Here is a 23,717-nt window from a genome sequence, read left to right as displayed (position 1 = left end):
TTTTATAGAATCTACTGGCTCTCTTTCCTGTCGCTACTGAGTACCTCCGAGAGTTGTTGCATCAGTTCTTTTGCCGGCAGAGACTGGACGAGAGGTGCACCCTGACCGGCCCATTGCGCACCGTATTCATAGTTGTTGTGCGTTTTCGCGATCTGATGCAGTGTTTTTGCTGCGTCGTAAGCAATTGGATAGGCGGGGATTTCATCATTACGGAACTGTGATGTCGGGGAAGTCCAGTAATTAGGCAGGCTGCGGGCTGGTCGACCTGAAATTGCGTTTGTCATTACTGTATGCTGACTGTCATTACTCTGCAGTTTGCGCCGATATCCCTCGTCTGTCGCGGCTTCCGGACAGAGCAGAAAAGCAGTTCCTAACTGAGCCGCAACTGCACCTGACTGAAGGCAGGCTTGTATTCCTGCGCCGTCCATGATTCCCCCCGCAGCGATGATGGGCAATGGAGTCTCTTTGACCAGAAGTTGAGACAGGGGCATGGTTCCCAGTCGATCATCAAAGCAGTCCGGGTCAAACACGCCACGATGACCACCTGCTTCATATCCCTGGGCGACGATGGCATCGATTCCAGAGGCTGCAATCAACTTTGCTTCATTCAGCGTTGTTGCAGTCGCAATCAGATAAATATCTGCTGCTTTGAGAGCCGTGATGGCTGTCTTTTCAGGCAGTCCGAAATGAAAACTGACGACTTCCGGTCGTTCGTCCAGTAGCATTTCCAGCATTCCCCGGTTGTTCAGAAAACTAATGTAAATCTCACGAAGCTGATCTGGCGGAACCGCACCGAATTTCTGGAATTGTGGTGTCAGCTTTTCCAACCATTGTGATTCTTTTTCGGGGTTAGCACGGGCTGGTTGATGACAGAAGACATTAACATTGATAGGGCGGTCAGTTAATTTCCGGGTTGCCTGGATGATGATTCGTGCTGCATCAACGGATAGATTACCGATGCCCAGTGAACCCAGGCCTCCGGAATTCGAAACCGCAGCTGCCATTTCAGGAGTTGAGATCCCTGCCATCGGTGCCTGGATGATCGGCAATGTCATACCAGGTATATTCAATCTACGGTTCATGATCACCTTGAAATAAAGAGAGATGTGTCAAAAACTCACCATTTCCCTGCGTGTTCGCCACCATCAACATGCAGTATTTCACCCGTGACAAACGTTGCCGAATCGAGATACAGTACGGCTTCGGCAATCTCGGTGACTTCACCCATGCGATTCATGGGGTGCAGACTCGCAAGAAAATCATGTGTTTCGGGAGCATGCATGGCTGTTTTGATGACGCCAGGTGAAACTGCATTGACGCGAATTCCCCGATCGGCATATTCAATTGCCAGTGCGCGTGTGACTGCATTCAAGCCCCCTTTGGAAAGCGATGCCAGACCGGAATCGAGTCCTTTGATCGGCTGATCGGCAAGCGAAGTGGTGATCTGCACAATGTGTCCGCTCCCCTGTGAGAGCATCTGGTGAATCGCCTGTTGAGTAACATAAAAAAAACCGCTCAGGTTTACGGTGATGACCCTCTCGTAATCCTCGATCGAATACTCGGTAAACGGTTTGGCAATGAAGATTCCTGCATTGTTCACGAGCGTATCGATCCGGCCAAATTTTTCGATCGCCGCTGTGATTACCTGTTGCGCAATCTCTGGTCTGGAAATATCGCCGGGGATTTCCAGAACCTGATCTGAGGCAAACAGACCTGTTTTAATGTTGCGGGAGTTGGCAACAATCTGATAACCGTGTGATAAAAAACTTTTCACCAGCCCTGCACCAATTCCCTGAGAGGCACCGGTGACGACTGCGACACGAGGATTTGCAACCATGTTTAGTACTCACTGAAATCGCTAGAGAAAAAGAGAAACTGCAAGAATCATTAAGGGAGAGGCTATTCGGCAGATCTCGATTGAGCACACAAAAACAGTATGCAGAAATCATTTCTCTGGAGTCAAGATGGAAGTGAAAAGATTGCGGGTTTTCCGATTTCGGCGTTATAGTTGATATCCTGGATTTACCGGTCCGTTTTCCGGCTCCACTCCCATTTCCGATCCAAAATGAATCGCTGGCCCTTGTCAGAAAATGAAATTATCATTTCCTCGGTGGATTTTTTTCGCGATCGCTCTATTGATTCCAGAGACCGAGTGAGTCCGGCCATACTGAGAGAACTGGGGAGTTTGTAGGGTTGCCAGGAAGTGATCGATAAGCGGCCTTCCTTAATTTTCCAGGTACCGACGGAATCTCGGTCGGATCTTTCGAAGGACCGATCCGCGTGGAAAAAACGTGTTGGAAAGTCGGGTGCAATCTCCCATTCTCCCACCAGCAGTTGTTCTTCTGCTGTCAATGGGGGTTGACGGTTGGCGGAAAAATAAAGGATCAGTAGGAGCACCAGTGCCCCGGCAAGTCCAGCCAGCACTGTTCGCAATCGCGCCTGTTTGAACTTGAGGAAGAATGTCTTCATCCGTTTGTCTCAGTCTGATTCAATTGCAGTCTTGTTGAGTATTCACACTTTTCAGCGTACCAGATTTAGTCTGGTCTTCCCAAATTATTTCTGACATTTCCAGCTGCAAAAACAGATCGCGTTACTTTTCTGATTCCGTAGAATCGGTGTGCCTGGACTGCGTGGTCAGCCAGAGGGGGACGTGCAGGTCCCAGTAGATGGCGGAACCGCGTAGCAGGAGAATGAGTGAGGAGCAGGCGACTCCAATCAGGACGCCGTTGGCCGGGAACCAGGTCAGCAGCATGACATACAGTACGCAGCCACAGGTCACGGGAATCGCGTAGAGTTCGCGGCGTTTGAGCAGTGTCGGCTGACCCGCGAGCACATCCCGCATCAGTCCTCCTCCGATAGCCGTCAAAACACCGAGCAGGATCGGGGCGACCGGAATGCCGAAGTCGAGCCACATCACTTTCTGGGCTGCCTGGATAGCAAACATGGACACGCCGAGCGCGTCGAGGTACAGCATGGTTCTGTGAATTTCCCTGCGCGTGAGTAACCGTTCGGTCAGAAACGCGACCAGGCTGGCAGCGAGCGCGACCCAGATATAATTCAGGTCCGCCGCCCAGAAGACGGGCACTCCCAGGATCAGGTCGCGGATCGTGCCGCCCCCTATCGCGGTAATCAGGCCGAGCACGCAGGCACCAAAAAAGTCGATGCCCCGTGGCGTCACTGCCAGTACGCCGGTCACCGCAAAAGCGACGGTTCCCGCCATCCCCAGCAGATATTGTAAAGTGGGTACACTCATCGGTTATTTTTTAAAAAGGTTCATGCTTTCTTTACGAATTCAGATTTCAACTGCATGGCGCCGATGCCGGGGATTTTACAGTCGATGTTGTGGTCTCCTTCCACCAGACGGATGTTTTTGACTTTCGTACCGACTTTCACGACGGAGGAGGAGCCTTTCACTTTCAGGTCTTTGATCACCGTAATCGTATCACCATTGGTCAGTTCGTTCCCGTTGGCATCTCTGACGACCGGGCCCGCTGCCCCGCCCGCAGCAGCGTCGCCGGGACTCCATTCATGTCCGCAGGACGGACAAACCAGCAAATCCCGGTCTTCATAGGTAAATTCCGAATCACATTCCGGACAATTCGGTAAATCGCTCATCTCAGCTCCTGCAATACTATATTCTCTCTTCGCACGCCGATCTCACACCCGGCATTTCATGCTACCAAGATAACGATTCATCATTCTCAGGAACAGTCAGTCAGTCGGAGCAGGCCAGCCGGTGTGTCCCCACTTCAGATTGATCTTCAAACGCCTGAGAGCAGCACTGAGTGCACCCGTGTGATGCTGAATGCACCGTTTATTCGCGTTGTTCTTCACGCAGTGGTATGAGGTGCTCCGGAATACCAGTGCCGTCGGTCTTACGCCAGGTCACATCAAATGAGCCGTTGTAGCCAAACAGGCGTCCCCACGTCCGATTCGTGACTTCCACCTGGATGCGATATTTGTCGGTCGCGTCGTCGTACCACTCACAGACATCGGCGATTCCCGAAAAAAAGAGTGGAAAAGAAAACCCGATCGGCCCTTCATAGAATCGCTGTGCGCCCGACCGAATCTTCATCCCGCCCCGCTCATCCACCGACAGATCCAGGTCGACGGCCAGATGCTGATGCGACCCCAGGTAATCGACAATGCGATTTCGCTGTTCGCTATAAATCATGTACGCATCGAAGCGCCGCCGTTTGCGGCTTTCGAAGGTCCGCACCCAGGTCACCGTTTCCCTGCCGAACCGGTCCTGGTAGGCGTAGTTCTCGATGGTGAAAGGGATGTTGCGCCCCTGTTCCGGGAACATGATGCGCCGCCACGTGCCCACATACAGGAAGGGGATCGTATAGAACCGCCCGCGCCAGATTTCGTCCATGACTCCGGTGCCGACCGAAGCGATTCCGTCGGCGCTGCTGAAGCCGAACCGTTCCTGAATTTTCGGGTGTAATTTCTCAAAATCCGATCCGAGTACCCGCTGGTAGATCGATGACATCAGTCAGCCTCCGGTTTTTTTCTGAGACAGTTTCGGGCGGAAGGCAAATTGTTCAGGTTCAGCAGTCCCAGTAAAGCGACGACTGCCAGCAGCAGGTTCAGACTGACAGGATTGAAGGCCGCCCACAGGTATTGAGGCGAATTGACGGCAACGCCGATTGAGGCGAGCAGCATCAGCAGCATCGTCAACACCAGCGGCCAGCGCCGCCGAAAGCAGACCAGTACGGCCACTCCCAAAACGACTTCCGCAATTCCCGCGATCAGCAGCAGCGTTGGGGCAGCCGAGTCTGTAATTCCCGCGTCGGTCAGCATTGCCAGTTCGTTTGTGTGTCGCGCGATCAGTTTGGGGACGAGCCCCTGGTAGAGCCAGACGAAGGCCACCGTCAGTCGGGCCAGGCCGTGGGTCAGGGCTCGCTGCATCGAGACGGCCGGGTCAATGCCTTTCTCGATCCATAATCGGAGCCGGTCGAAACTCCATGCGGTCGCCCACCCCATCAGCGGGCGGAACACGCAGCGATCAAAAGTACGACCCAGCCAGCCGAACCGCGTCTGATAATCGTAGCCTGTCACAAACCGGATGCCGTCCTCAAGGGGAGTATACTGCCAGTAACCGGCGCCTTCGCGAATCAGGGACTTGGCATCATCTGACCAGAAACGCAGCGACGAAGTACGTCGGCCCGTGGGGTCATCGCGACTGCCGACGGTCTCCCCTTCACCCTCGATCGCAAGACCGAAGCCGAGTCGCGTGGCGTATTCAAAGCGCTGCGGCTCTGATTCTGCGGCGCGGGGGAGGTATGTGATCGAGGTGAAGCGGGCATCCCAGCGTTCGTGGAGATCCGGGTTCTGGGTTTTCTCCCACAACTCTTCCATTGAACCGTGAATTCGTATTTCTACATAGATGCCCATGCAGTGACCCTGGTGAGTAAAGTTCCACCTCTTTTATAACAGGTGACTCACTGAATAGCAGGTGTATCACAGGGAAGAATCCCATTTAGGGACCAGAACCTTCATTCAGAAAACGCATCTCAGCGGATCGACTTGTGCGAGCCGTCGCAGGCGGGGAGTTTTTGAGAGAGGCCGCAGGTGCAGTCGTGAATGCCTTTGCCGTCGAGAATCTGCGGGATATATTTCTCGACCCTGTTCATGCGGGTCTGGGATTGTTTTGCGGCGGAAAAATGCATCAGGTAAGCCCGCTGTCGTCCCGGCGTTAACGCCTCAAACGCGGTTTGCAACGCCGGGCTTTCATCCAGCTTCGCCTGAAATTCAGCCGGTATCGGTTCGGCTTCCTGTTTGGGTTCGACTTTCAACCCGGACTGTTCAACTTCAATGGCTTCGTCAATATAGGATTTGAGGACCGGTTCCAGTTCGATGATTTCCTGCAGACTGGTGAACCGGACCACGCGCGCCGCCTGTGTGTTTTCGCCCGGTTTGGAAAGAACGCCCAGCGGATCTTTGAGCAGAGCCCCTTTGAAAAAACTGAGCACGCAATCGTCTTTGAAGGCACCGATTAAAACGATGTTCTTTTTCTCATACGTGTAACAGGGGGCCCGCCACTTATATTCCTCGGTGAGCGGCGTATCGAGCACGATGGTCCGCAAGGTAATCAGTTCGTCCTGCCAGAGTCTGGCCTTGTTTAAATAGATCTCAACATCGGGATTCATATTTTTTCAGGTCCTCTCGTTAAGAGCAGGATTTGTCTGCGCGTTTCGTAAACCCGCTCCCAGGAAACTCAGTCAAAGAATCCGCATTCCTGCAGATAGACGACGCTTTGTTTGACCCGGTTGTGGTGTTCTTCCAGGCTGGGGTCGGGTTCGCCTTCGATGCCTTCGATTTCCAGACTGTACGGTCCTTCGAAGTTGTGGTCTTCCAGAATGTAGCGGACCTGCAGAAAGTCGATGCCGCCCGCTTCACCCAGCGTGGTGAAATGCCAGTCTTTATATTTGCAGAACGAGTCTTTCAAATGCACGTGCCTGACATATTCGACCACCTCATGCAGCGACTCCAGGACGTTCTCGTGTCGATTATAATAATTAATATTGCCTGTATCAAAATTGAGTTTGAGCTGCGGGTGATCGAGATCCTGCATTGTACGTAACATGCCTGCGGCGTTGACGCAGATGCCGGGATGAGTTTCAAAACAGTAGGTGATGCCTTTGTCAGCCGCATCATCGCCGATCTCGCGCAGATGTTGATAAAGGGTTTCGCGCTGTGATTCGTCTTCAATTTCCCCGGCACCGCCGACCACCAGGCGGACCCCCAGTTGTGCAGCCAGATCGAGTTTCTGCTTAGTGGTAGCGACAATGGCGGGATCGAGAGGGTTGCCGCTGGTAATGTTGCAGCTGGAGAGTTGTACCTCATGCTTCGCCAGGAGGTCTTTCACGCGCTGAATGTCATCGGATGTCGACTCATTTGTGAGTAGAGGCGTTTCCTTGAAGAACGAAGCGACGCCATGGTTTTTTATGTTCAGTTCGATATGCGAGAGGCCGGCATCGCGGATGTGCTCGATGGCGGCGATCGGGCCAAAGCGACCGTAGGAGTTTGTCAGGCAGGAGACGAGGGCGGTCATGCTTTCCACTTTCTATATTAAGGATCGGCGAACCGTTATTGCAGTACTGCTGTTAGAATGTTACTTTGAGCCAGCAGCAAATTCAAAGCTATCTGGCCAAAGTCGTTGTTCAGAGCTTCCCCCAGGTAGAAACAGGCACAGGTTCCCTCATGGATGAAATTCAGGCACAACTGAAAGCAGCACTCGCCCACCATCAGGCGGGCAATCTGGATCAGGCCGCGACTATCTACCAGCATGTACTGGATACGAATGATCGTCAATGGGAAGCCCGCTATTATCTGGGAACCCTGCAGCTGCAGCGCGGCGATCTGGACCAGAGTATCCGCACGTTTCTCCAGGTGGTACAACTGCAGCCGGAAATCCCGGACGTGCATAATAATCTGGGCGTCGCCTATCATGCCGCCGGAAAGTGGCAGGAAGCAGGCCAGTCCTTTGAGCAGGCCATCCGCCTGAACCCGCATTATGAGCGAGCCTATTTCAATCTGGGTTCGCTGTTCGAGAGTCGCGGCGTCTTCAGTGAAGCGGTCAAGTGTTATCAGAAAGCGCACGAATTGAATTCCGGTAATGCGGAAACGCATCAGAAGCTGGCAGACGCCCTCAAGTCAGCCGGTGAATGGGCGCGGGCGGAAGACATCTATCGCGAACTGCTGGTGGCAAACCCGGGGGACTTTGATCTGTCGATGAAACTGGCCTACGTGCTGGTGCTGCAGCGTCAGTACCCGGAAGCGATCATGCTGTATGAGTCGATGCTGAAAACCAGCCCCGATCATTATCAGATACTGGTCAGTCTGAGTTACGTCCAGGAAGCCGTCGGAAATATTGACGCCGCAATTGCAGCGGCAGAACGTTCGATCCAGGTCGCTCCCACACAGCCCGAGGGATATAACAACCTGGGGAATGCGTTCAAACTGAAACACGATCTGGAAGGTGCCAGCGAGAATTTTAAAAAAGCGATCAGCCTGCGCCCCGATTTCGCGATCGCGGAATTCAATCTGGCGACAACCCGTATGCTGCAGGGAAATCTGACCGCCGGCTGGCGGGGTTACGAACGTCGTACTGCCCTCGATACCAGTCCGCAGCAGCAGTATCCGGGGCAGCCGTGGCGGGGGGAACCGCTGGCGGGGAAATCCATCTGCCTGTGGTGCGAACAGGGTTTTGGCGACACGCTGCTGTTTCTGCGCTTTGCGATAGAATTGAAACAACAGGGTGCCGAACGGGTGCTGGTGTTGTGTCAGACGGAACTGGCCGACTTGCTGAGACAGGTTCCGCAAATCGATCAGATTCTGATTGCCGGCGATCCGCAGCCCGATTGCGATTATCAGTGTGCCCTGTTAAGCGTGCCCCTCTATCTGGAAACCAGCCTGGAAACGATACCGGCAGCGGTTCCGTTTTTCACACCTCCGGAAGAGAGACTGCAGCACTGGCGCAGCGTACTTTCCGAATTGTCGGGTTTGAAAGTCGGGCTGAACTGGAGCGGCAATCAGAGCTTTCCCAAAAATGAGCTGCGTTCGATTCCCTTAAAGGAATTATTGCCATTCGGAGCGCTGCAGGGCGTGCAGTTGATCAGTCTGCAGCAGGTCAATGGACTGGAACAGATTGACGCTCTGCAGAGCGAATGGAATCTCTGGCAGCCGGGACCGGAATATCGGGCGGCGACGGGTGATTTTTCCGAGTGTGCCGCGTTGATTCGAAATCTGGATCTGGTCATCACCACTGATACCGCAGTGGCGCATCTGGCGGGATCGCTGGGAGTTCCGGTCTGGATTCTGGTATCGCGACTGCCTGAATGGCGCTGGCTGCTGGAACGGAGCGACAGCCCCTGGTATCCGACGGCACGGTTATTTCGCCAGGCGGAACTGGGGGACTGGGAGCCTGTCATTCAGGAAGTACAGGCGGAACTGGAACTGCTGGTCGGCTCGAAGTGAGTCTGAAAATTGAGAGAATTCTAAAAGGAGGGCATTTCCTCGTTTGTCTTTTCTCAGCAGAGGAAATCAGGCTGTAAATCCAGTCACAGACAGCGGATATCTCGCTGTCTCACCCACCAACGATTGCAGGGATCATTCCGATTCGATCAAAAATTCCGGTCCCGTTCTCCTTGCGGTCTGTCATCAAAATTTGACCCGCTTTTTTTTGCAGGTTAAATTAGAGTATCTCTCTCCCTGTCTAAAACCTGTCGGCATTCTGCAAAGAGTGCTCATCTCCCATCGAAAAACTCATTTTGACCAGCGGCAGACAATCTACGTCTGACGTCCCTTTCTTTACGTCTATTGAAGAGCAGATCTATGAGACAAGCCGTGAGAGCCTACCCCAGTGATGTGTTTCCGACCGCAATTGACGAAGACGAAAATTCCGAATTCTATCAGCAAAAGCGGGCCTCTTTTTATCGCGAGACAACCAATACTCCCTGTCTGCGGCGGATTCCAGAATTGAGCAAACTGATCGATTCCGTCGTCGCCAGCTGGTATCTTGAGCCATCCTCGATCAGCAGTCGAGAATGGCACCGCATCCCCTTTCATCAACCGCTGGGACTGGCTGTGTTTAATCCAAAGACAAAACAGCTGGAGTCCGATCTGCAGATCGTCACAGGACGCAATATTTCCGTCCGGGGAATTTCTTTCACCCATTCGTCTCATATCTACACCCGGGAAGTCGCTGTGACCTTTGATCTGGATCAGCCGATCAAAGATTTTCTGGTCGTGCGTCTGGCCTGGAGTCGATTCTCAGAAAAACGGACGTTTCAGAGTGGCGGCCAGTTTCTGTATCAGATTCAAATCGACACCGAACAACAGATTCCTGCAGGCTGATCTCAGTTCCACTGCGCCAGTTCGGCGTGAACTTTCTGCAGCATCAGCTTGATATCCAGCTGTTCGGACTCGGGACAGCTTTTCAGGCAACCGGTCAGCAGGTCGGCTGCCAGCCCCAGTTTTTTCGTTTTGAAGCTGAGGGCCGCCAGATCTTTGCGGTGGCTGTTGGACAGCGGATTCAAAGCGCATAGCCTGCGTTGTACGTTCCAGGCCCGCTGAAAGTCTTCTCGCTCTTCGTGAATCCGTTTGAGATTCATCAGCATACGAATAATGATTTCCCGATGCGTGGCCGGCTTCAACAGTCGCAGCAGAACATCGCTGGAAAAGTCGCCCAGCTCCGCCAGGTGGATGATGCATTCTTTTTCGTTATAAATCTTGCCGCTGGAGTAAGGGTCGATAAACAACGGCCCCGACTGTGATTCGTAGCGCACCAGAAACTGCATGGGGGCGGCGACTCCCTGGATTTCGATTCCCAGTTCATTGCCGACGGCCATGTAAATCAGCGAGAGTGCAATCGGCAATCCCTGTTTACTTTCGATCACATGATTCAGATAGCTGCCTTCAGGTTGATGGTAGCAAACCGTATTTCCCGCCAGTCCGTGCTGTTTGGCCAGACAGTCGACAAAACATTTGATGAGTGTCGCATCGTCGTTGGCCAGCGCCACTTTCCCGGAGAGCTCGCAGGCCCGCTGGCGGATCCAGATCCTGACATGTTCAAACTGCAGGTCGGGCTGATCGTCGCGGGCCAGTTCCAGCGCTGCGGTCGTCAGATCAATCTGCTTGTCATGCAGCAGGAGTTTTGAAAATTCCTGGTCCTGTTTAAACTGGAATAGTTTTGTAATGTCCATCAAAGACAAACTTGGTACTGGAGTGATTGGATAGTAGTTGCAGGAGGGTATACGAATTTGAAGGCAGGCAGCATCAACTATTATTTGTACCGGAATTCCGGCCAGAGCATCAATGCCATTTTTTTGCGGAACGACGAAAAGCTGTCTTCTTTGTAAAAAACACAACAAGGCAGGGTCGTTTCCGGCCGGATCTTATCACAGTCGGTGATGTCCGGTCAAATCGGTTTGAAATAAACAACTTCCGATCTGCTGCCTGGACTGGGTCCCGTTTTACGGTAGCGTCTCCAGGGCCATCGGGATCAAGTCTATCAGATTGACAGACGCTATAGTTAAATGTGATGCGCTCTAGATTGACGCTGGCAGACCGAGTCGACAAAATGGGCACATCCCTGATATGTCAGAATAACATTGTTTGAGAGAGAGTCTGGTAAGTTTAATGCAATTTTTGCCTGTAGAAGAGCAGTTGGCTATCCTCCGACGTGGCGTCGAAAAGATCGTTCCCGAACAGGAACTGGCCGAAAAACTAAAGTGGAGCCGGGAAACGGGAACTCCGCTGCGTGTGAAATATGGTATCGATCCGACAGGGATTGACCTCCATCTGGGACATACGGTTCCCATGCGGAAGATGCGCCAGTTTCAGGAGTTGGGGCACCAGGCCGTCATCATCATCGGAAACTACACCGCGCTGGTCGGCGATCCCAGTGGTCGCGATGAAACCCGTGCCCGCTTAACGGCGGAACAGGTCGAAGCCAACGCCGTCGATTACCTGAACCAGGTCGGGAAAGTCATCGATCTGGAGAACGCCGAAGTCGTTCGTAACGGCGACTGGTTCAGTAAAATGAACTTTGCAGATATCCTCGAACTCTGCAGCAAAGTCACCGTCGCCCAGTTACTGACCCGCGACGATTTCTCGAAGCGATACCGCGAAGAAGCCGCCATCTACCTGCACGAGTGCCTGTATCCGATCATGCAGGCCTGGGATTCGGTCGAAATCAAAGCCGACATCGAACTGGGGGGAACCGAGCAGCTCTATTCCTTCATGCTGGCCCGCGATCTGCAGAAAGATCAGGGACTGCGACAGCAGGTGAGCGTGATGTCACCCATTCTGGTGGGAACCGATGGCGTGCGTCGCATGGGGAAAAGTCTGGGCAACTATATTGGCATCAGTGAATCGCCATACGACATGATGAAAAAATTCATGCAGCTCTCCGATGACAGTATGCAGATGTTTTTTGAACTGCTGACCGATTTCCCGCTGGATGAAGTCAAGACGATTCTGGCTGGCCACCCCAAAGAAGCCAAGGTCAAACTGGCAAAAACGATTATCACCGAATACAACGATGCTGCCGCTGCTGACGAAGCCGCCGATCGCTGGCAGCGGGAAATTGGATCGGGAGGACTGCCGGAAGAGATTCCCGTCGCAAAGATTTCCAAATCCGATTTAAACGACGATGGAACATTGCCGGCTGCGAATTTGCTCAAGCAACTGGGCCTGTGTGCATCCACCAGCGATGCCCGGCGTTCTATCCAGCAGGGGGGCGCCAAAATGGGGGAAGACAAGCAGAAGATCGAAACCCATGATCAGGCAATTACGGTGGAATCAGGAATGTTGCTGTGGGTCGGCAAGAAGCGGTTCTGCCAGGTCGAACTGCTCGATTGATCTCTGATCTGGTTGAAATCCGCCGCCTTTTACGGGCAATCAGGGGAAATGATTCCGCGCGGATTGCATTCGTAAGAAATACTTCGTAAAACGATATTTTAAAGGTGAATTCCGAATTCGCGTTCTCTCGTTCATGCCCGATATGTGAACGGAGACTCCTGGTTTTTGAACGAAATACAGAAAGCAACAGTAATGGCAACAGGTTTTGGAATTGTCGGCTGTGGCATGATTTCGAATTTTCATGCAAAGGCACTCGCAGAGATTCGCGGTGCTTCGCTGGTCGCCTGCTTTGATCGATTTGCAGCATCAGCAGATAAGTTTGCAGAAGCGAATGGTTGCACGGCCTATCATGATTTAGATGAAATGCTGGCAGATCCCGCAGTGGATGTCGTCACCATCTGCACCCCCAGCGGGGCACACATGGATCCGGCAGTCGCCGCTGCCAAAGCCGGCAAACACGTCGTGGTCGAAAAGCCACTGGAAATCACACTCAAACGGTGTGATGCGATTATCGACGCCTGCAAAAAGAATAAAGTCCAGCTGGCAACCATCATGCCTTCCCGCTTCGGTGCCGCCAATCAGGAACTGAAAAAAGCGATCGAGAAAGGTCGCTTCGGCAAACTGACATTAGGCGACACCTACGTCAAATGGTGGCGGACACAGGAATATTACGATTCCGGCGGATGGCGCGGTACCTGGGGCATGGATGGCGGCGGTGCCTACATGAATCAGGCAATTCATAACGTCGACCTCCTGTACTGGTTCATGGGTGAAGTCGCCGACGTCAACGGCATGACCGGCACACTGGCTCACGAACGGATCGAAGTCGAAGATACCGGCGTTGCCACCATTCGTTTCAAGAACGGTGCGCTCGGCGTGATCGAAGCGACCACCAGTGTCTTCCCCGGACTGCTTAAGAAAACCGAAATCTCGGGGACACAGGGAACCGTGATCATCGAGCAGGACGATGTACTGCACTGGGAGTTTGCCAAAGAGAACGCCCGCGATGAAAAGATTCGCAGCGAACTGGCGAAGAAGAGCGGCAACACAGGTGGTGCCAGCGATCCTTCGGCGATCTCTTACGCCGGTCACATGGAACAGTTGAAAGACTTCATCAAGTCGATCAAAACCGGCAAGAAACCGTTTGTCGATGGAAACGACGGTCGCAAGAGTGTCGAAATCATTCTGGCGATCTACCAGTCTTCCTGGACCGGAAAACAGGTATCGCTGCCTCTGAAACGCGATCCCAAAATTCCGAAAGCAAAATAAATCGGAACGGATGCCAATTGAAGCAGGACGGGTTAAGGAGAGCCCGTCCTGCTTTTTTTATTCCATCCTGGTTTCACCCGCGGTGGTTCAGGTTATTTTTACTACCACGAAAAACACGAAACCACACGAAATTAAAAAAAATGGGTGGTACCGAATGCAATTCGGTACGAGCGCAGCGAGCAGGAAACTGATAGTGAAAGCGAAAATTTCACGTAGGGGCAAACCCATGTGTTTGCCCGCAGTATCGACGGGCTTTGCATTGTCGTGCTGCGAACTTTTTTAATGGGCCCGTTCCAGGATCGAAACCAGTTCGATCATCGTCAGGTGGGCGGACACATGGGTCCGCACCCTACAGAAAACTGTATCGGAAACTCTCCAGCCGTTCGAATACTTTTCCTGACAGTTTCCTGTTGTCTGCGACAACCCCGAATTGCATTCGGGGGCACCCGATTTTCTTCTTACTCAACGAAAGTTGTTACTTCTCACCAATAAGGTACTTTCGTGTCGTTTCGTGCTTTTCGTGGTAGAAAACCGGGCCGAGCATCTCCTCAGTTCTTAAGTCTACCCTGACGGTTTCCTGTATTCTCCGACAACCAGGATTGATCCATTCCGAATGAAATCTGTGAAATCTCACATTCCGCTAAACAAACATGCGATTCGCTTCTGTCTTCAGAATGGATGAACTTAACAACAGGTCTGTTTGCGGAGAAGAAAATGCGACTCTGGCGGTATTTGATGGTGCTGATGTCACCGGTCTTTGTTTCACTCGTGGTTGCTGCAGAGGAGCAGAATAAAGCGACGGAGAAGGTCAAGCCGTTTCTCACAGTGAAACTCGTAGATGAAGCAGGCAAGCCAGTGGTCGGGGCGCAGACTGGCATGGTGGTCATAGTCAATGGCTATGATCCTAATCAGGGGGCGAACTGGACTTTCGGTCATTTTGAGCTCAAATCAGACGCGAAAGGGCTCATTCGGTTTCGCGATCCAGGTAAATATCGCGGCATGGTCTATGCGCGTCACGCGGGGCGCGGCCTGGTCGCTGTGAAACGGACGGATTTGATAGAAGACAAGCAGTCGCCGCTGGTGTTGACGATGTATCCCGAATGCCATGTCACCTGGCAGATCAAAAGCAGCCAACTCACTCGAATCGGGAAAGAACCAGTTGAGGTGCGAGGTTTTTGCGGTTCGGATGATCTGATCTGCGTCTGGTGTAGCGAGACAGGATCGACGCTGCATTTCTATCTACCGCCGGGTAAATACAGACTGGTTGCAGCGGGGGAAACGATCTGTCCAATCGAAAAAAACATCGAGATCAGAGCGGGCGAAACAAAACATGATGCAGGAACAGCAGATGCCTCCGCTAAAAAATGGATTCTGCTGGAGGGTAAGCCTGCCCCCGAAATTGTCGATATTCAGGAATGGAAAAACGGACCTGTTAAACTGTCACAACTCCGGGGGAAAGTCGTCATTCTCGAATTCTGGGGCTGGTGGTGTGGCCCTTGTGTTCTCTCGGGAATTCCGGAACTGTTTAAACTGCGGGAACAATATTCGCAGGAGGAACTTGCGATCGTCGGCATTCACACACCTTACGGGGAAGATGATGAAGTGAATTCCGTGAAAGAACTGGATGCAAGGCTGGCGAAAGTTCAAAAAGAGATCTGGAAAGGGAAGCAGCTTGACTTTCCGGTAGCCCTCACCCGTTTTCAAAAATTGCCTTACACTCCTGAAGGCGAGCCGATTGCGAATGCAAAAATGAACGTCGAATACGGGATCAACAGTTTCCCGAGTACCATTGTGATTGACCGTCAGGGGAACATCTTCGGCAATCTGAAACTGTGGAAGCAGTCTGATCGAGACAAATTGAAACAGTTGATCAAAGCGAAGTAAAAGGATGCGATTGAATTGATACCCCCTTATTCAATTTAATTATTTCTACCACGAAAAACACGAAATGAAAAAACAATGGGTGGTACCGAATGCAATTCGGTACGAGCGCAGCGAGCAGGAAACTGATAGTGTAAGCGAACATTTCACGTAGGGGCAAACCCATGTGTTTGCCCGCAGTATCGATGAGCTTTGCATTGTCGCGCTGCGAACGTTTTTAAATGGTCCCGTTCCAGGGTCGAAACCAGTTCGATCATCACCAGGCGGGCGGACACATGGGGCCGCACCCTACAGAAAACTGAATCGGAAACTCTCCAGCCGTTCGAATACTTTTCCTGACGATTTCCTGTTGCCTGCGACAACCCCGAATTGCATTCGGGGGCACCCGATTTTCTTCTTACTCAACGAAAGTTGTTACTTCTCACCGACCAGATACTTTCGTGTCGTTTCGTGTTTTTCATAGCAGAAAAAACAAAGACGGATTATTCAGCTTCGTATGCCTGCTCTTGCAGTTTCTGCTGGCGGTATAAATGCATGATATACAGGAAGCACATGAAGTCGTACACGGTATGCGTGGTGACAGGGATCAGCAGGTTCTGTGGGGTGAACAGAATCAGCAGCAGGCTCATGTAAACACCCATCAGCGTGGCCACGATGACGTAGAGCCGTGTGATCGAATGTAAAACGCCGAACAGAATGTTGGTGAAGACAATCGCAACGATCACGCCGTACTGGGTTGCCCAGGATTGCAGCACGCCGCGAAACAGCATCTCTTCACCGAGCCCGATAAAGATACAGAGGATGAACAGTTCCCAGATCTTTCCATGTTCGACACGGGGGCCCAGTTCTTCGATCAGGAACTGCTGGATCTGTTGAAAACCTTTGATTGGCAGTTTGGCGGTCCAGAAGAAAAACAGGTACAACGGGAGCGCCGCCAGCGCACCAATTAAGAGGTCGGTCCAGTTCCAGTTCAGGTTGGCAAGCGGGCTGACATCCAGTCCCCAGCCGACACCGAAGGCAATCACGATGATGCCGATCGAAATCAGAGAGCCACCTAAGATGAAAGATTGCTGTTCTGGCGCAGTCGTCTCTTCAAAATCTTCTTCTTCATCCCAGTCGGCCATAGATTATTCGTTCACTCTCTGTTTCAGGTTTTCATTGGGATTATAGCACGAAAAGTCCCCAATCCAAATTCTCATCAGCCAGCCAAAGCAGCCAGGTTTACCTGTTTTTACAGTGTTCTGGCTGTTTCGAAACTGCATCTTGCAGAAACTCACCATCTCGAATACATTTTCCCAATCTTAACAGGAAGTTTTGTGAATAGCAGGCGACTCAAGAATGGTTTGTTGAGTTTCGTTCCTGATTCTGTTCAGCCCACTTAATTCTTTTTCATAAGAAGCGGTAGTGCAAGGATGCTGCACCGTTTACGTCAATGGCTCTGTCCTGATCTGGCGATCGATCTGGGAACGGCGAACACCATCGTCGCGATCCAGGGCGAGGGCATTGCGCTGGACGAACCATCGGTCGTCGCGTTGCACAAAGGCAGCCGCAAAATTCTGGGCAAAGGGACGGCGGTCGGGAAGCTGGCCAAACAGATGCTGGGCCGCACGCCTGACAGTATCATCGCGGTCCGCCCCCTCAAGGAAGGGGTGATTACCGACTTCGAACTCTGTGAGGCGATGCTCCGTTATTTCATCCACAAAGCCCGCCATCATTCGCGTGGTTTGCGACCCCGGGTGGTCATTGCGGTTCCCGGCAGTATCACGCCGGTCGAGAAACGGGCCGTGTTCAACAGTGCCGAGCGGGCCGGTGCCGGACGTGTCTACCTGATTGAAGAATCGAAAGCAGCTGGCATCGGAGCCGGTCTGCCGATCTCCGAACCGATGGCGAGCATGGTCTGTGACATCGGGGGGGGCACGACGGAAGTCGCCATCATGAGTATGGGCGATACCGTCGTCAGTAATTCAGTTCGCATTGGTGGCGACCGCTGCGATGAAGCGATTGTCGAATACATGAAGCAGCATTATTCGCTGCGGATCGGCGTGCAAACCGCAGAGGACCTCAAGCTGGAACTGGGGAGCGCCTATCCACTGGAACAGGAACTGACGGGGGAAGTCAAAGGCCTGGATATCATCAGCAGCATTCCCCGCAAAGCGATTGTAACCAGTGAAGAACTGCGTGATGCGTTGCATGGACCGCTGGAATCCATCCTCAACTGCTGCAAGCAGACGATCGAACAGTGTAAACCGGAACTGGTCGCCGATCTGGCTGACAACGGTCTGGTACTGACGGGGGGCGGCGCGCTGCTTCGCGGCCTGGCGTATTACATGAGCGAACAACTGGGAATTCCCGTCCGCGTGGATGAGGATCCTTTGCGGACCGTCGCGCGGGGAACTGCGATCTGTCTCGAACATCTCAGCCAGTGGCGACATGCCTTTGATAATGGCGATGGCGATTTTTAAAGGACGGGTCTCAAGTTTATGAAACGCGAAACGCGGTTTTCAGAAATCAAACTGGTCCTGATGGCACTGCTGGTCTCAGGCAGCCTGTATGCAATGCCGACTGCTTATTCGAGCCGCGTCTATCATCTGATTCGCGATGCAGCCAGACCCGGTCTGGCACTGGTCCAGCAGCTTAAAAGCTGGGAATCGACAGTGGTAAAATCGGAAGCTCCCGATCCACGATTGAAACAGCTCGAACAACAGTTGAACGAAAGTAAACAGGCAAACCGCAGACTGGAACTGCAGTCGCTGCAGGTGACCGAAGAGTTACAGCGTCTGAAACAGACAGGGATTCCCAACTATCAGACCCAATCCAGTGACCGCCTGCTGGTTCCCGATCTGCTCGAAGCGCAGATTCTGGGCGAATCTGCGATCTCTCTGTTGCGGGAAGGACAGTTCCTCAACCAGGGACGCGAGCAGGGCGTGTTCGAATCGTCGTTCGTGCTGGAATCCGATTATCCTCTGATCGATCAGGGGACTGCACAGGGAATCAAAGCCGGTTATGCCTTGTATGCAGGGCAGGCCGTGATTGGAAAAATTGACGAGGTCGGCAGCTGGACCAGCAGCCTGATCCCCATCACGTCGGTCAAGTATCGCGGCTCAGCACGCATTGCCCGCCATACAGAGCAGGGGCTGCAGCTGGGGACCGATGGAATTCTGGTCGGTCTGGGGGAAGGCAAATGCGAACTGCTGCAGATTCCGCCTACCGAATCAATTCAGGTCGGGCAGGATGTTTATACGGGAGAAGTCGATCGCGAACTCCCTCTCAGTATGCAGTCCACACTCGGGCAACCCATGTATTACGGTCGCGTGATTGAAGCGGAACTTCCCCGCGGTGCGCCTTACTGGAAAATCATTGTGGAACCGGCGGTCAAACTTGCGGAAGTCAAACAGGTCAGTGTACTGCGACAGATTATCAATCCACGCCGGATGCTGGCGAACTGAAGGGGGCCGTGCATGATGAAATTATTCAGCCTGCTGTTACTGGGATATGTCAGTCTGATTGCTCAGATCAGTGTCGTGCCTGAGTGGAGTCCCGCAGGCTATCGTCCGAATCTGCTCGTGCTGGTCACCGGTCTGGCATTGTTCTGGCTCCGTGATGCACGTGTCATCTTTGCTGCGTTACTGTCAGGACTGGTGTGTGAAGCATTCGATTCCGCGATTCCCGGGTCGGGAGTCTTTCTGTTGACGATTCTGGTCTGGCTTGCCTGGCGGGTACAGATTCACTTTCAGCTGCGTTCACTCTTCAGTCGATTTGTGATGCTGGCCTGCCTGTCATTTCTGTTCGACAGCCTGTTCCAGGTTTTGAACCGTCTGGGAGCGGGAGCAGAAATGATTTCTGAACTCCCAGGCATCGTGCAGCAGTCAGCAGGCAACAGTCTGGCGACCGCAGTGGTGGGACTGTGCTTTCTGATGCTGATTAAACTGATTCCCTTTGACCTTTCGACTATCAGGAGCGGTTCAGCCTCCTATTCCCCTCAATACTATCAGTAGATTAATCTCGATGCGTAATCGTCCCGGCAGTAACCATCTGAATTCAGACAGCGATGGGAACGGCAATCCGTTTCAGGTGGATCGTCTGCCCGGACTGCGCGTCTGTCTGCTGGGTCTATTTCTGCTGCTGCCGCTGCTGGCGGTCGGGGGGCGGCTGGCGTTCATTCAGATGATGAACGCCGAGCATTTTTACTCCCAGTTCGGCAAGACAACCGAATCTTTCGAGACGATTCCCAGTCGAGACGGACGCATCGTTTCCATTGACGGTCGCGTACTGGCAATGGATGTCGAACGCTTCGATCTGCAGGTGCATTACCGCTGGCTGGAAGAACCGCCCAACGAACGCTGGTTAAAACAGCAGGCACTTACTCTGTTGAAACCGGTTGAGCGTCGTCAGAAAGAAAAAGTCGAGGCGGCACAGGAAAAAGTACTTGCACGTCGCCAGCAGTTGTGGGAAGAACTGGCACTGGTGATGCGGGTTCCGCAGCAGGATCTGTTGACATCCGGTAATGAGATTCAGAAACGCGTTGAAAAGATCATTCAAAGCGTGAATGAGAGAGCCGAGCAAAAGCGAGCGGAGACGCCGTCCACAGAACCGGTCGAAGAGACGGCCGAAACCGATCCGGCGAACTATCCGACCGCGTTCTGGAAACTGCTGAAAGAAACATTAACGCGGCCTCCGCGTCGTCCGCGTCGGGAACGCATTGTCGTCCGCGAGGAACTGGACTATCACACGATCAGATCCGGGATTCCGCGCGAGATCGCGCTGGCGATTTCTGCAAATCCGGAACACTTTCCCGGCGTGAATATTCAGGTTGCCACCCTCCGCGAATATCCACAGAAAACGATTGCGCCGCACGAACTGGGCATTCGTCATCGCATTGATGAGAAAACACTGGCTGCCAGACAGCAGCAGTTTCCGCAGGGAGATCCGCTGGATTATCAGGAAGGGGACCGTATCGGCAAAATGGGAATTGAACGTTCCTATGACCGGTTCCTGCGTGGCTTGCGTGGCTTAAAACGCGTTGTGAAAAACCGGCAGGGGGAAATCATTCGCAGCGAAGTCGTTCGCGAACCCAAGTCAGGCGATGATGTCGTGCTGACTTTGAATACACGACTGCAGAGTGAAGTTCAGAACCTGCTGGATCAGTCGCTGGACGAACTAGCGCAGGAGAAGGATGAACAGGGTTCCCCCGTCATCGAGCCTTCCACGGGAGGCTGTGTGGTCGTGCTTGATGTTCGCAGCGGTGCAATTGTTGCTACCGCGTCTGCGCCGCGCTATGACCTCAATCTGTTGTTGAACCCTTCACCCGAGGAATGGCAGGCGGTACTGGATGATCCCCGTCGTCCTTTGTTCCCCCGGGCGACGCAGATGATGCTGCCCCCCGGTTCGACCTTTAAAGCGCTGACATCAATCGCGCTGCTGGAAAGCGGCAAGATCGATCCAGATGAAATGTATCCCTGTCGCGGTTATCTGGACCGTCCCGATCGACATCGCGACTTCATTTACCGCCACTATGGAGTCGGTCACAACGACATCAATCTGACGCAGGCGTTATGCCAGTCCTGCAACGTCTACTTTTTTCAGGCGGCCCGCACGATGGGACCCGAGACGATCTGCTACTGGGCGGATCAACTGGGGTTCGGCAAGCCGACCGGCATCGATATTCCCGGCGAGCGCGGCGGTCATCTGCCCGATCCTTCACCCGACCGCAAACAGGGGAAGTCCCCCTGGTATCCGGGTGACACACTGGGCATTGCCATTGGTCAGTCCCGGTTGACAGTGACGCCGTTACAGATCGCGCGGCTGATGGCGGTCGTTGCCAATAATGGTGAACTGGTTGTTCCGCATCTGGCTTACAGTATTGTTCCGTCTGCGGAATCGACGAACACTACACGACAGATTCTCTCGCATCCTCAACGCTACGTGAGCGGCATTCATCCGGATACACTGGAGCGGGTGCGCGAAGGGCTGGTTGACGTGGTGGCGAATCCTCACGGTACCGGGTACAAAACGGTACGGATGAAAGAAATCAGCATCGCCGGCAAAACGGGGACTGCAGAGACGGGCGGCGGCAAAAACGATCACGCCTGGTTCGCCGGTTTCGTACCAGCGAACCAGCCTAAATATGCATTTGCCGTTGTGATCGAGCACGGCGGTTCCGGCAGCCGTGTCGCCGGGCCAGTCGCGCAGAAACTGGTTCGCGCAATGCTGGAGACCGGATTGCTGCAGCCAGCGACTGCCCGACTGCAGGCAAACTGAAACCGTCCGTTTTTATTTCGCCTCTTTCTTTGGCGGGATCAACGCTTCCGGCTGATCGATGTGCAGGTAGTGTCCATGATCGGCGGTGAGAATCACCAGTGTTTCATCCCAGTTGCTGTTCTTTTCCACCCAGTCCGTAATTACTTTGAACGCGGCGTCGCCGCTTTTGACTGCGCCGATGGAGTTGTCCAGATTATTGTCGTGGTTGGCCCAGTCGACATCACCTGATTCCACCAGCAGCCAGAACCCCTGTTTGTTCTGACCGAGAACCGCGAGGGCTGATTCGGTCATGTCGGCGAGTGTCGGGTTTTCTGAGATATCCGATTCCGAGTAAACTTCGGCGCTGTTCTTCAATCCGGGTGCCGGCTGGTAATCGCCGTTGGCTGTCTGGAACGGCAGATGCGCCGCATGCTGTGCGACGCCATACACACCCAGCAGTCGCGTTTTATTTTTGATGGCGGCGTCGGTTGCCTGTTTGAGTCCGTCCTTCCCTTTGACCTGGGGAGTTCTTAAAGCGACCGTATATTTTCCGCCCTGCTTGACGTCTGCTTTGGTGATGGTTTCTTCCGAGATGTATTTCCAGCCGGGTACGAAGTTCTTGCCATGCGATTTACCGCCGCTCGGTTTTTCCAGCGTGCCAAAGCCTCCCCCCAGCACGACATCCAGACCGGGCATTGCTTCCTCCGGATGTGAGATGGAAGTCTGTCCCAGCAGATCGCGAGCCAGGTCCTGATAGTCGTTGCGGCTGACATTGTGGGCATAAGCGGCGGCAGGTGTCGCGTGCGTGATTGGAACGCTGGTGACCACGCCGACGGAATAACCTTTTTCCTGTGCTTCGTGAGCGATGGTAGCAACAGGTGCTCCATTGGGGTCGACATTGATGGCGTTGTTGTACGACTTGATGCCTGTTGTCATGGAAGACGCCGTATTCGCCGAGTCGGGGTAAGCGTGCTCGCCATATTTATTGCCGGGGCTGCCGATCAGGTATTTTTTATCGTTGCCTGCTTTCCAGGGAGTGGGACCTCCTTTGGTCGCATTGTAGCCTCCACGCATTTTCCCGCCCGGGTTCAAAACTTTCTGCGTGTTGACGTCCACATTGGAGCCGTCATTGTGAGGTGCGGTAACCATGTAGCCAAACTGGGAAGTTCCGTCAGCCGTATAATCCTGAAAATGGAATCCGGTCCCGCGACCGCTGTTATACTTGTCGGCTCCATTGTAATACAGGGCCGCAGCGCGGGTAGTCTGCCAGTCCATGCCGTCAAACACGAACAGGATGATATTCTTTTTGCCTGCTTTGAGAGCCGCTGCCTGGATGTCGTAGAGATTCGTCTGGTCCAGGTATTTGGCTTTGGGGTTCAGCGTATTCTCAGGCAGAAACCCGTAAATGGCTTCGAGTTTTTTCTGGTCGCGATAAGCGCTGTTCTTGCCGGTGTAAGAATTCAAATTGTAGCCGGGCACGCCATTTTTGGTTCCGAAAGTGTAAACCGGTATCAGTCGCAGGGAATGACTGGACCACTGGGTATAGTTGTCCGGATCATAGCCCCAGTGGGCAATCGGGCTCTTTTTATTCTTGATGGCTGCGGTCTGGATCTTGCGAATGTAATCTTCAGTCGGTTTTTCCGCCAGAACAGGAGCCAGGTTGAGAAGCAGGACCAGCGTCAGCAGGCTGGAAGAAACAGCAAAATTCATGGTAGCCTCGGGATTGAAGAAAGCAGAATCATTCGTGATGAAAACCGGCGGGTATCGAGTCATTATAGCCGCAGTCCGACACTGTTTGTAAAGCGCGGGGCGTGAAGCCTCAGTTAAGTTTTGGAGATTACTGATACCGCCATTCACTTCGATCCTGCTGCCGTTCGAAAATCTGTGGGAGGGGTGCATATGTATCAATGCAGAGGTACATCTCTCAGTCACGAGTGAACCCGGCTTTTGGGGACGATTCA

The 23,717-nt window shown here is 53.1% G+C and carries 21 protein-coding genes; 9 read left to right on the top strand and 12 right to left on the bottom strand.

Translation table 11 applies throughout. From position 1 onward, the window contains the following. Nucleotides 1-11 precede the first annotated feature (11 nt). From ACN0YN_RS19385 to ACN0YN_RS19345, 9 genes are all read right to left on the bottom strand, one after another. Nucleotides 12-1,082, bottom strand: coding sequence for an NAD(P)H-dependent flavin oxidoreductase (locus tag ACN0YN_RS19385; protein ID WP_417386658.1), 1,071 nt, complete (start codon nt 1,080-1,082; stop codon nt 12-14). A 35-nt stretch (nt 1,083-1,117) separates the two neighbouring features. After that, nucleotides 1,118-1,837 (bottom strand): SDR family NAD(P)-dependent oxidoreductase, encoded by a 720-nt coding sequence (locus tag ACN0YN_RS19380; RefSeq protein ID WP_417386657.1) that lies wholly within the window; start codon nt 1,835-1,837, stop codon nt 1,118-1,120. Nucleotides 1,838-2,022: 185 nt separating this feature from the next. Then, entirely contained in the window at nt 2,023-2,469 is a 447-nt protein-coding gene (locus ACN0YN_RS19375) for a hypothetical protein (protein WP_417386656.1), read from the bottom strand. Between the two features lie 121 nt (nt 2,470-2,590). Continuing rightward, on the bottom strand, nt 2,591-3,253 hold the full coding sequence (locus ACN0YN_RS19370; protein ID WP_417386655.1) for a trimeric intracellular cation channel family protein: 663 nt from the start codon (nt 3,251-3,253) through the stop codon (nt 2,591-2,593). A gap of 20 nt (nt 3,254-3,273) precedes the next feature. Further along, nucleotides 3,274-3,615: a zinc ribbon domain-containing protein YjdM gene (locus ACN0YN_RS19365; RefSeq protein WP_417386654.1), complete on the bottom strand. Its 342-nt coding sequence runs from the start codon at nt 3,613-3,615 to the stop codon at nt 3,274-3,276. A 199-nt stretch (nt 3,616-3,814) separates the two neighbouring features. Next, nucleotides 3,815-4,492 (bottom strand): DUF4166 domain-containing protein, encoded by a 678-nt coding sequence (locus ACN0YN_RS19360; RefSeq protein ID WP_417386653.1) that lies wholly within the window; start codon nt 4,490-4,492, stop codon nt 3,815-3,817. Continuing rightward, entirely contained in the window at nt 4,492-5,397 is a 906-nt protein-coding gene (locus tag ACN0YN_RS19355) for a DoxX-like family protein (protein WP_417386652.1), read from the bottom strand. The genes ACN0YN_RS19360 and ACN0YN_RS19355 overlap by 1 nt, the downstream gene beginning before the upstream one ends. A gap of 119 nt (nt 5,398-5,516) precedes the next feature. Further along, entirely contained in the window at nt 5,517-6,152 is a 636-nt protein-coding gene (locus ACN0YN_RS19350; protein ID WP_417386651.1) for a DUF1801 domain-containing protein, read from the bottom strand. Nucleotides 6,153-6,220: 68 nt separating this feature from the next. Continuing rightward, nucleotides 6,221-7,057 carry a sugar phosphate isomerase/epimerase family protein gene (locus ACN0YN_RS19345; protein ID WP_417386650.1) on the bottom strand — a complete coding sequence of 279 codons (837 nt, stop codon included), beginning with the start codon at nt 7,055-7,057 and terminating at the stop codon, nt 6,221-6,223. 65 nt (nt 7,058-7,122) lie between these two features. Between ACN0YN_RS19345 and ACN0YN_RS19340 the strand changes: the two genes are divergently transcribed. Next, nucleotides 7,123-8,982, top strand: a complete 1,860-nt coding sequence (locus tag ACN0YN_RS19340) for a tetratricopeptide repeat protein (RefSeq protein ID WP_417386649.1) — start codon at nt 7,123-7,125, stop codon at nt 8,980-8,982. A 357-nt stretch (nt 8,983-9,339) separates the two neighbouring features. Continuing rightward, complete coding sequence (locus ACN0YN_RS19335; protein ID WP_417386648.1) at nt 9,340-9,861, top strand: hypothetical protein; 522 nt, start codon at nt 9,340-9,342, stop codon at nt 9,859-9,861. A gap of 2 nt (nt 9,862-9,863) precedes the next feature. On the opposite strand, the gene ACN0YN_RS19330 is transcribed toward ACN0YN_RS19335, so the two are convergent. Beyond that, a complete protein-coding gene (locus ACN0YN_RS19330; RefSeq protein ID WP_417386647.1) occupies nt 9,864-10,709 on the bottom strand; it encodes a SirB1 family protein in 846 nt (281 codons plus the stop codon). A gap of 436 nt (nt 10,710-11,145) precedes the next feature. Here ACN0YN_RS19330 and tyrS point away from each other — a divergent pair, with 436 nt between their 5' ends. From tyrS to ACN0YN_RS19315, 3 genes are all read left to right on the top strand, one after another. Beyond that, nucleotides 11,146-12,369 (top strand): tyrosine--tRNA ligase, encoded by a 1,224-nt coding sequence (gene tyrS, locus ACN0YN_RS19325; RefSeq protein ID WP_417386646.1) that lies wholly within the window; start codon nt 11,146-11,148, stop codon nt 12,367-12,369. Nucleotides 12,370-12,561: 192 nt separating this feature from the next. Further along, nucleotides 12,562-13,638, top strand: coding sequence for a Gfo/Idh/MocA family protein (locus ACN0YN_RS19320; protein ID WP_417386645.1), 1,077 nt, complete (start codon nt 12,562-12,564; stop codon nt 13,636-13,638). Nucleotides 13,639-14,316: 678 nt separating this feature from the next. Beyond that, entirely contained in the window at nt 14,317-15,522 is a 1,206-nt protein-coding gene (locus ACN0YN_RS19315) for a redoxin family protein (RefSeq protein WP_417386644.1), read from the top strand. A gap of 479 nt (nt 15,523-16,001) precedes the next feature. Here the strand turns inward: ACN0YN_RS19315 and ACN0YN_RS19310 are convergent, their stop codons facing one another. After that, nucleotides 16,002-16,643, bottom strand: coding sequence for a CPBP family intramembrane glutamic endopeptidase (locus ACN0YN_RS19310; RefSeq protein ID WP_417386643.1), 642 nt, complete (start codon nt 16,641-16,643; stop codon nt 16,002-16,004). Between the two features lie 288 nt (nt 16,644-16,931). Between ACN0YN_RS19310 and ACN0YN_RS19305 the strand changes: the two genes are divergently transcribed. From ACN0YN_RS19305 to ACN0YN_RS19290, 4 genes are read left to right on the top strand one after another with little or no spacing between them, the layout of a single operon-like run. Next, the gene (locus ACN0YN_RS19305) at nt 16,932-17,981 is read left to right on the top strand and encodes a rod shape-determining protein (protein ID WP_417386642.1); all 1,050 of its coding nucleotides are present in this window, start codon (nt 16,932-16,934) and stop codon (nt 17,979-17,981) included. Nucleotides 17,982-17,999: 18 nt separating this feature from the next. Beyond that, complete coding sequence (locus tag ACN0YN_RS19300; RefSeq protein ID WP_417386641.1) at nt 18,000-18,965, top strand: rod shape-determining protein MreC; 966 nt, start codon at nt 18,000-18,002, stop codon at nt 18,963-18,965. Nucleotides 18,966-18,977: 12 nt separating this feature from the next. Then, nucleotides 18,978-19,514 carry a hypothetical protein gene (locus tag ACN0YN_RS19295; protein WP_417386640.1) on the top strand — a complete coding sequence of 179 codons (537 nt, stop codon included), beginning with the start codon at nt 18,978-18,980 and terminating at the stop codon, nt 19,512-19,514. Nucleotides 19,515-19,524: 10 nt separating this feature from the next. Continuing rightward, nucleotides 19,525-21,777 carry a penicillin-binding transpeptidase domain-containing protein gene (locus ACN0YN_RS19290; RefSeq protein WP_417386639.1) on the top strand — a complete coding sequence of 751 codons (2,253 nt, stop codon included), beginning with the start codon at nt 19,525-19,527 and terminating at the stop codon, nt 21,775-21,777. 12 nt (nt 21,778-21,789) lie between these two features. On the opposite strand, the gene ACN0YN_RS19285 is transcribed toward ACN0YN_RS19290, so the two are convergent. After that, nucleotides 21,790-23,466: an alkaline phosphatase gene (locus ACN0YN_RS19285; protein ID WP_417386638.1), complete on the bottom strand. Its 1,677-nt coding sequence runs from the start codon at nt 23,464-23,466 to the stop codon at nt 21,790-21,792. Nucleotides 23,467-23,717 lie beyond the last annotated feature (251 nt).

The sequence above is a fragment of the Gimesia sp. genome, from assembly GCF_048260065.1.
Classification (GTDB): domain Bacteria; phylum Planctomycetota; class Planctomycetia; order Planctomycetales; family Planctomycetaceae; genus Gimesia.
Note: the sequence above shows the minus strand (reverse complement) of the source record. Positions and strands in the feature narration are given on the sequence as shown.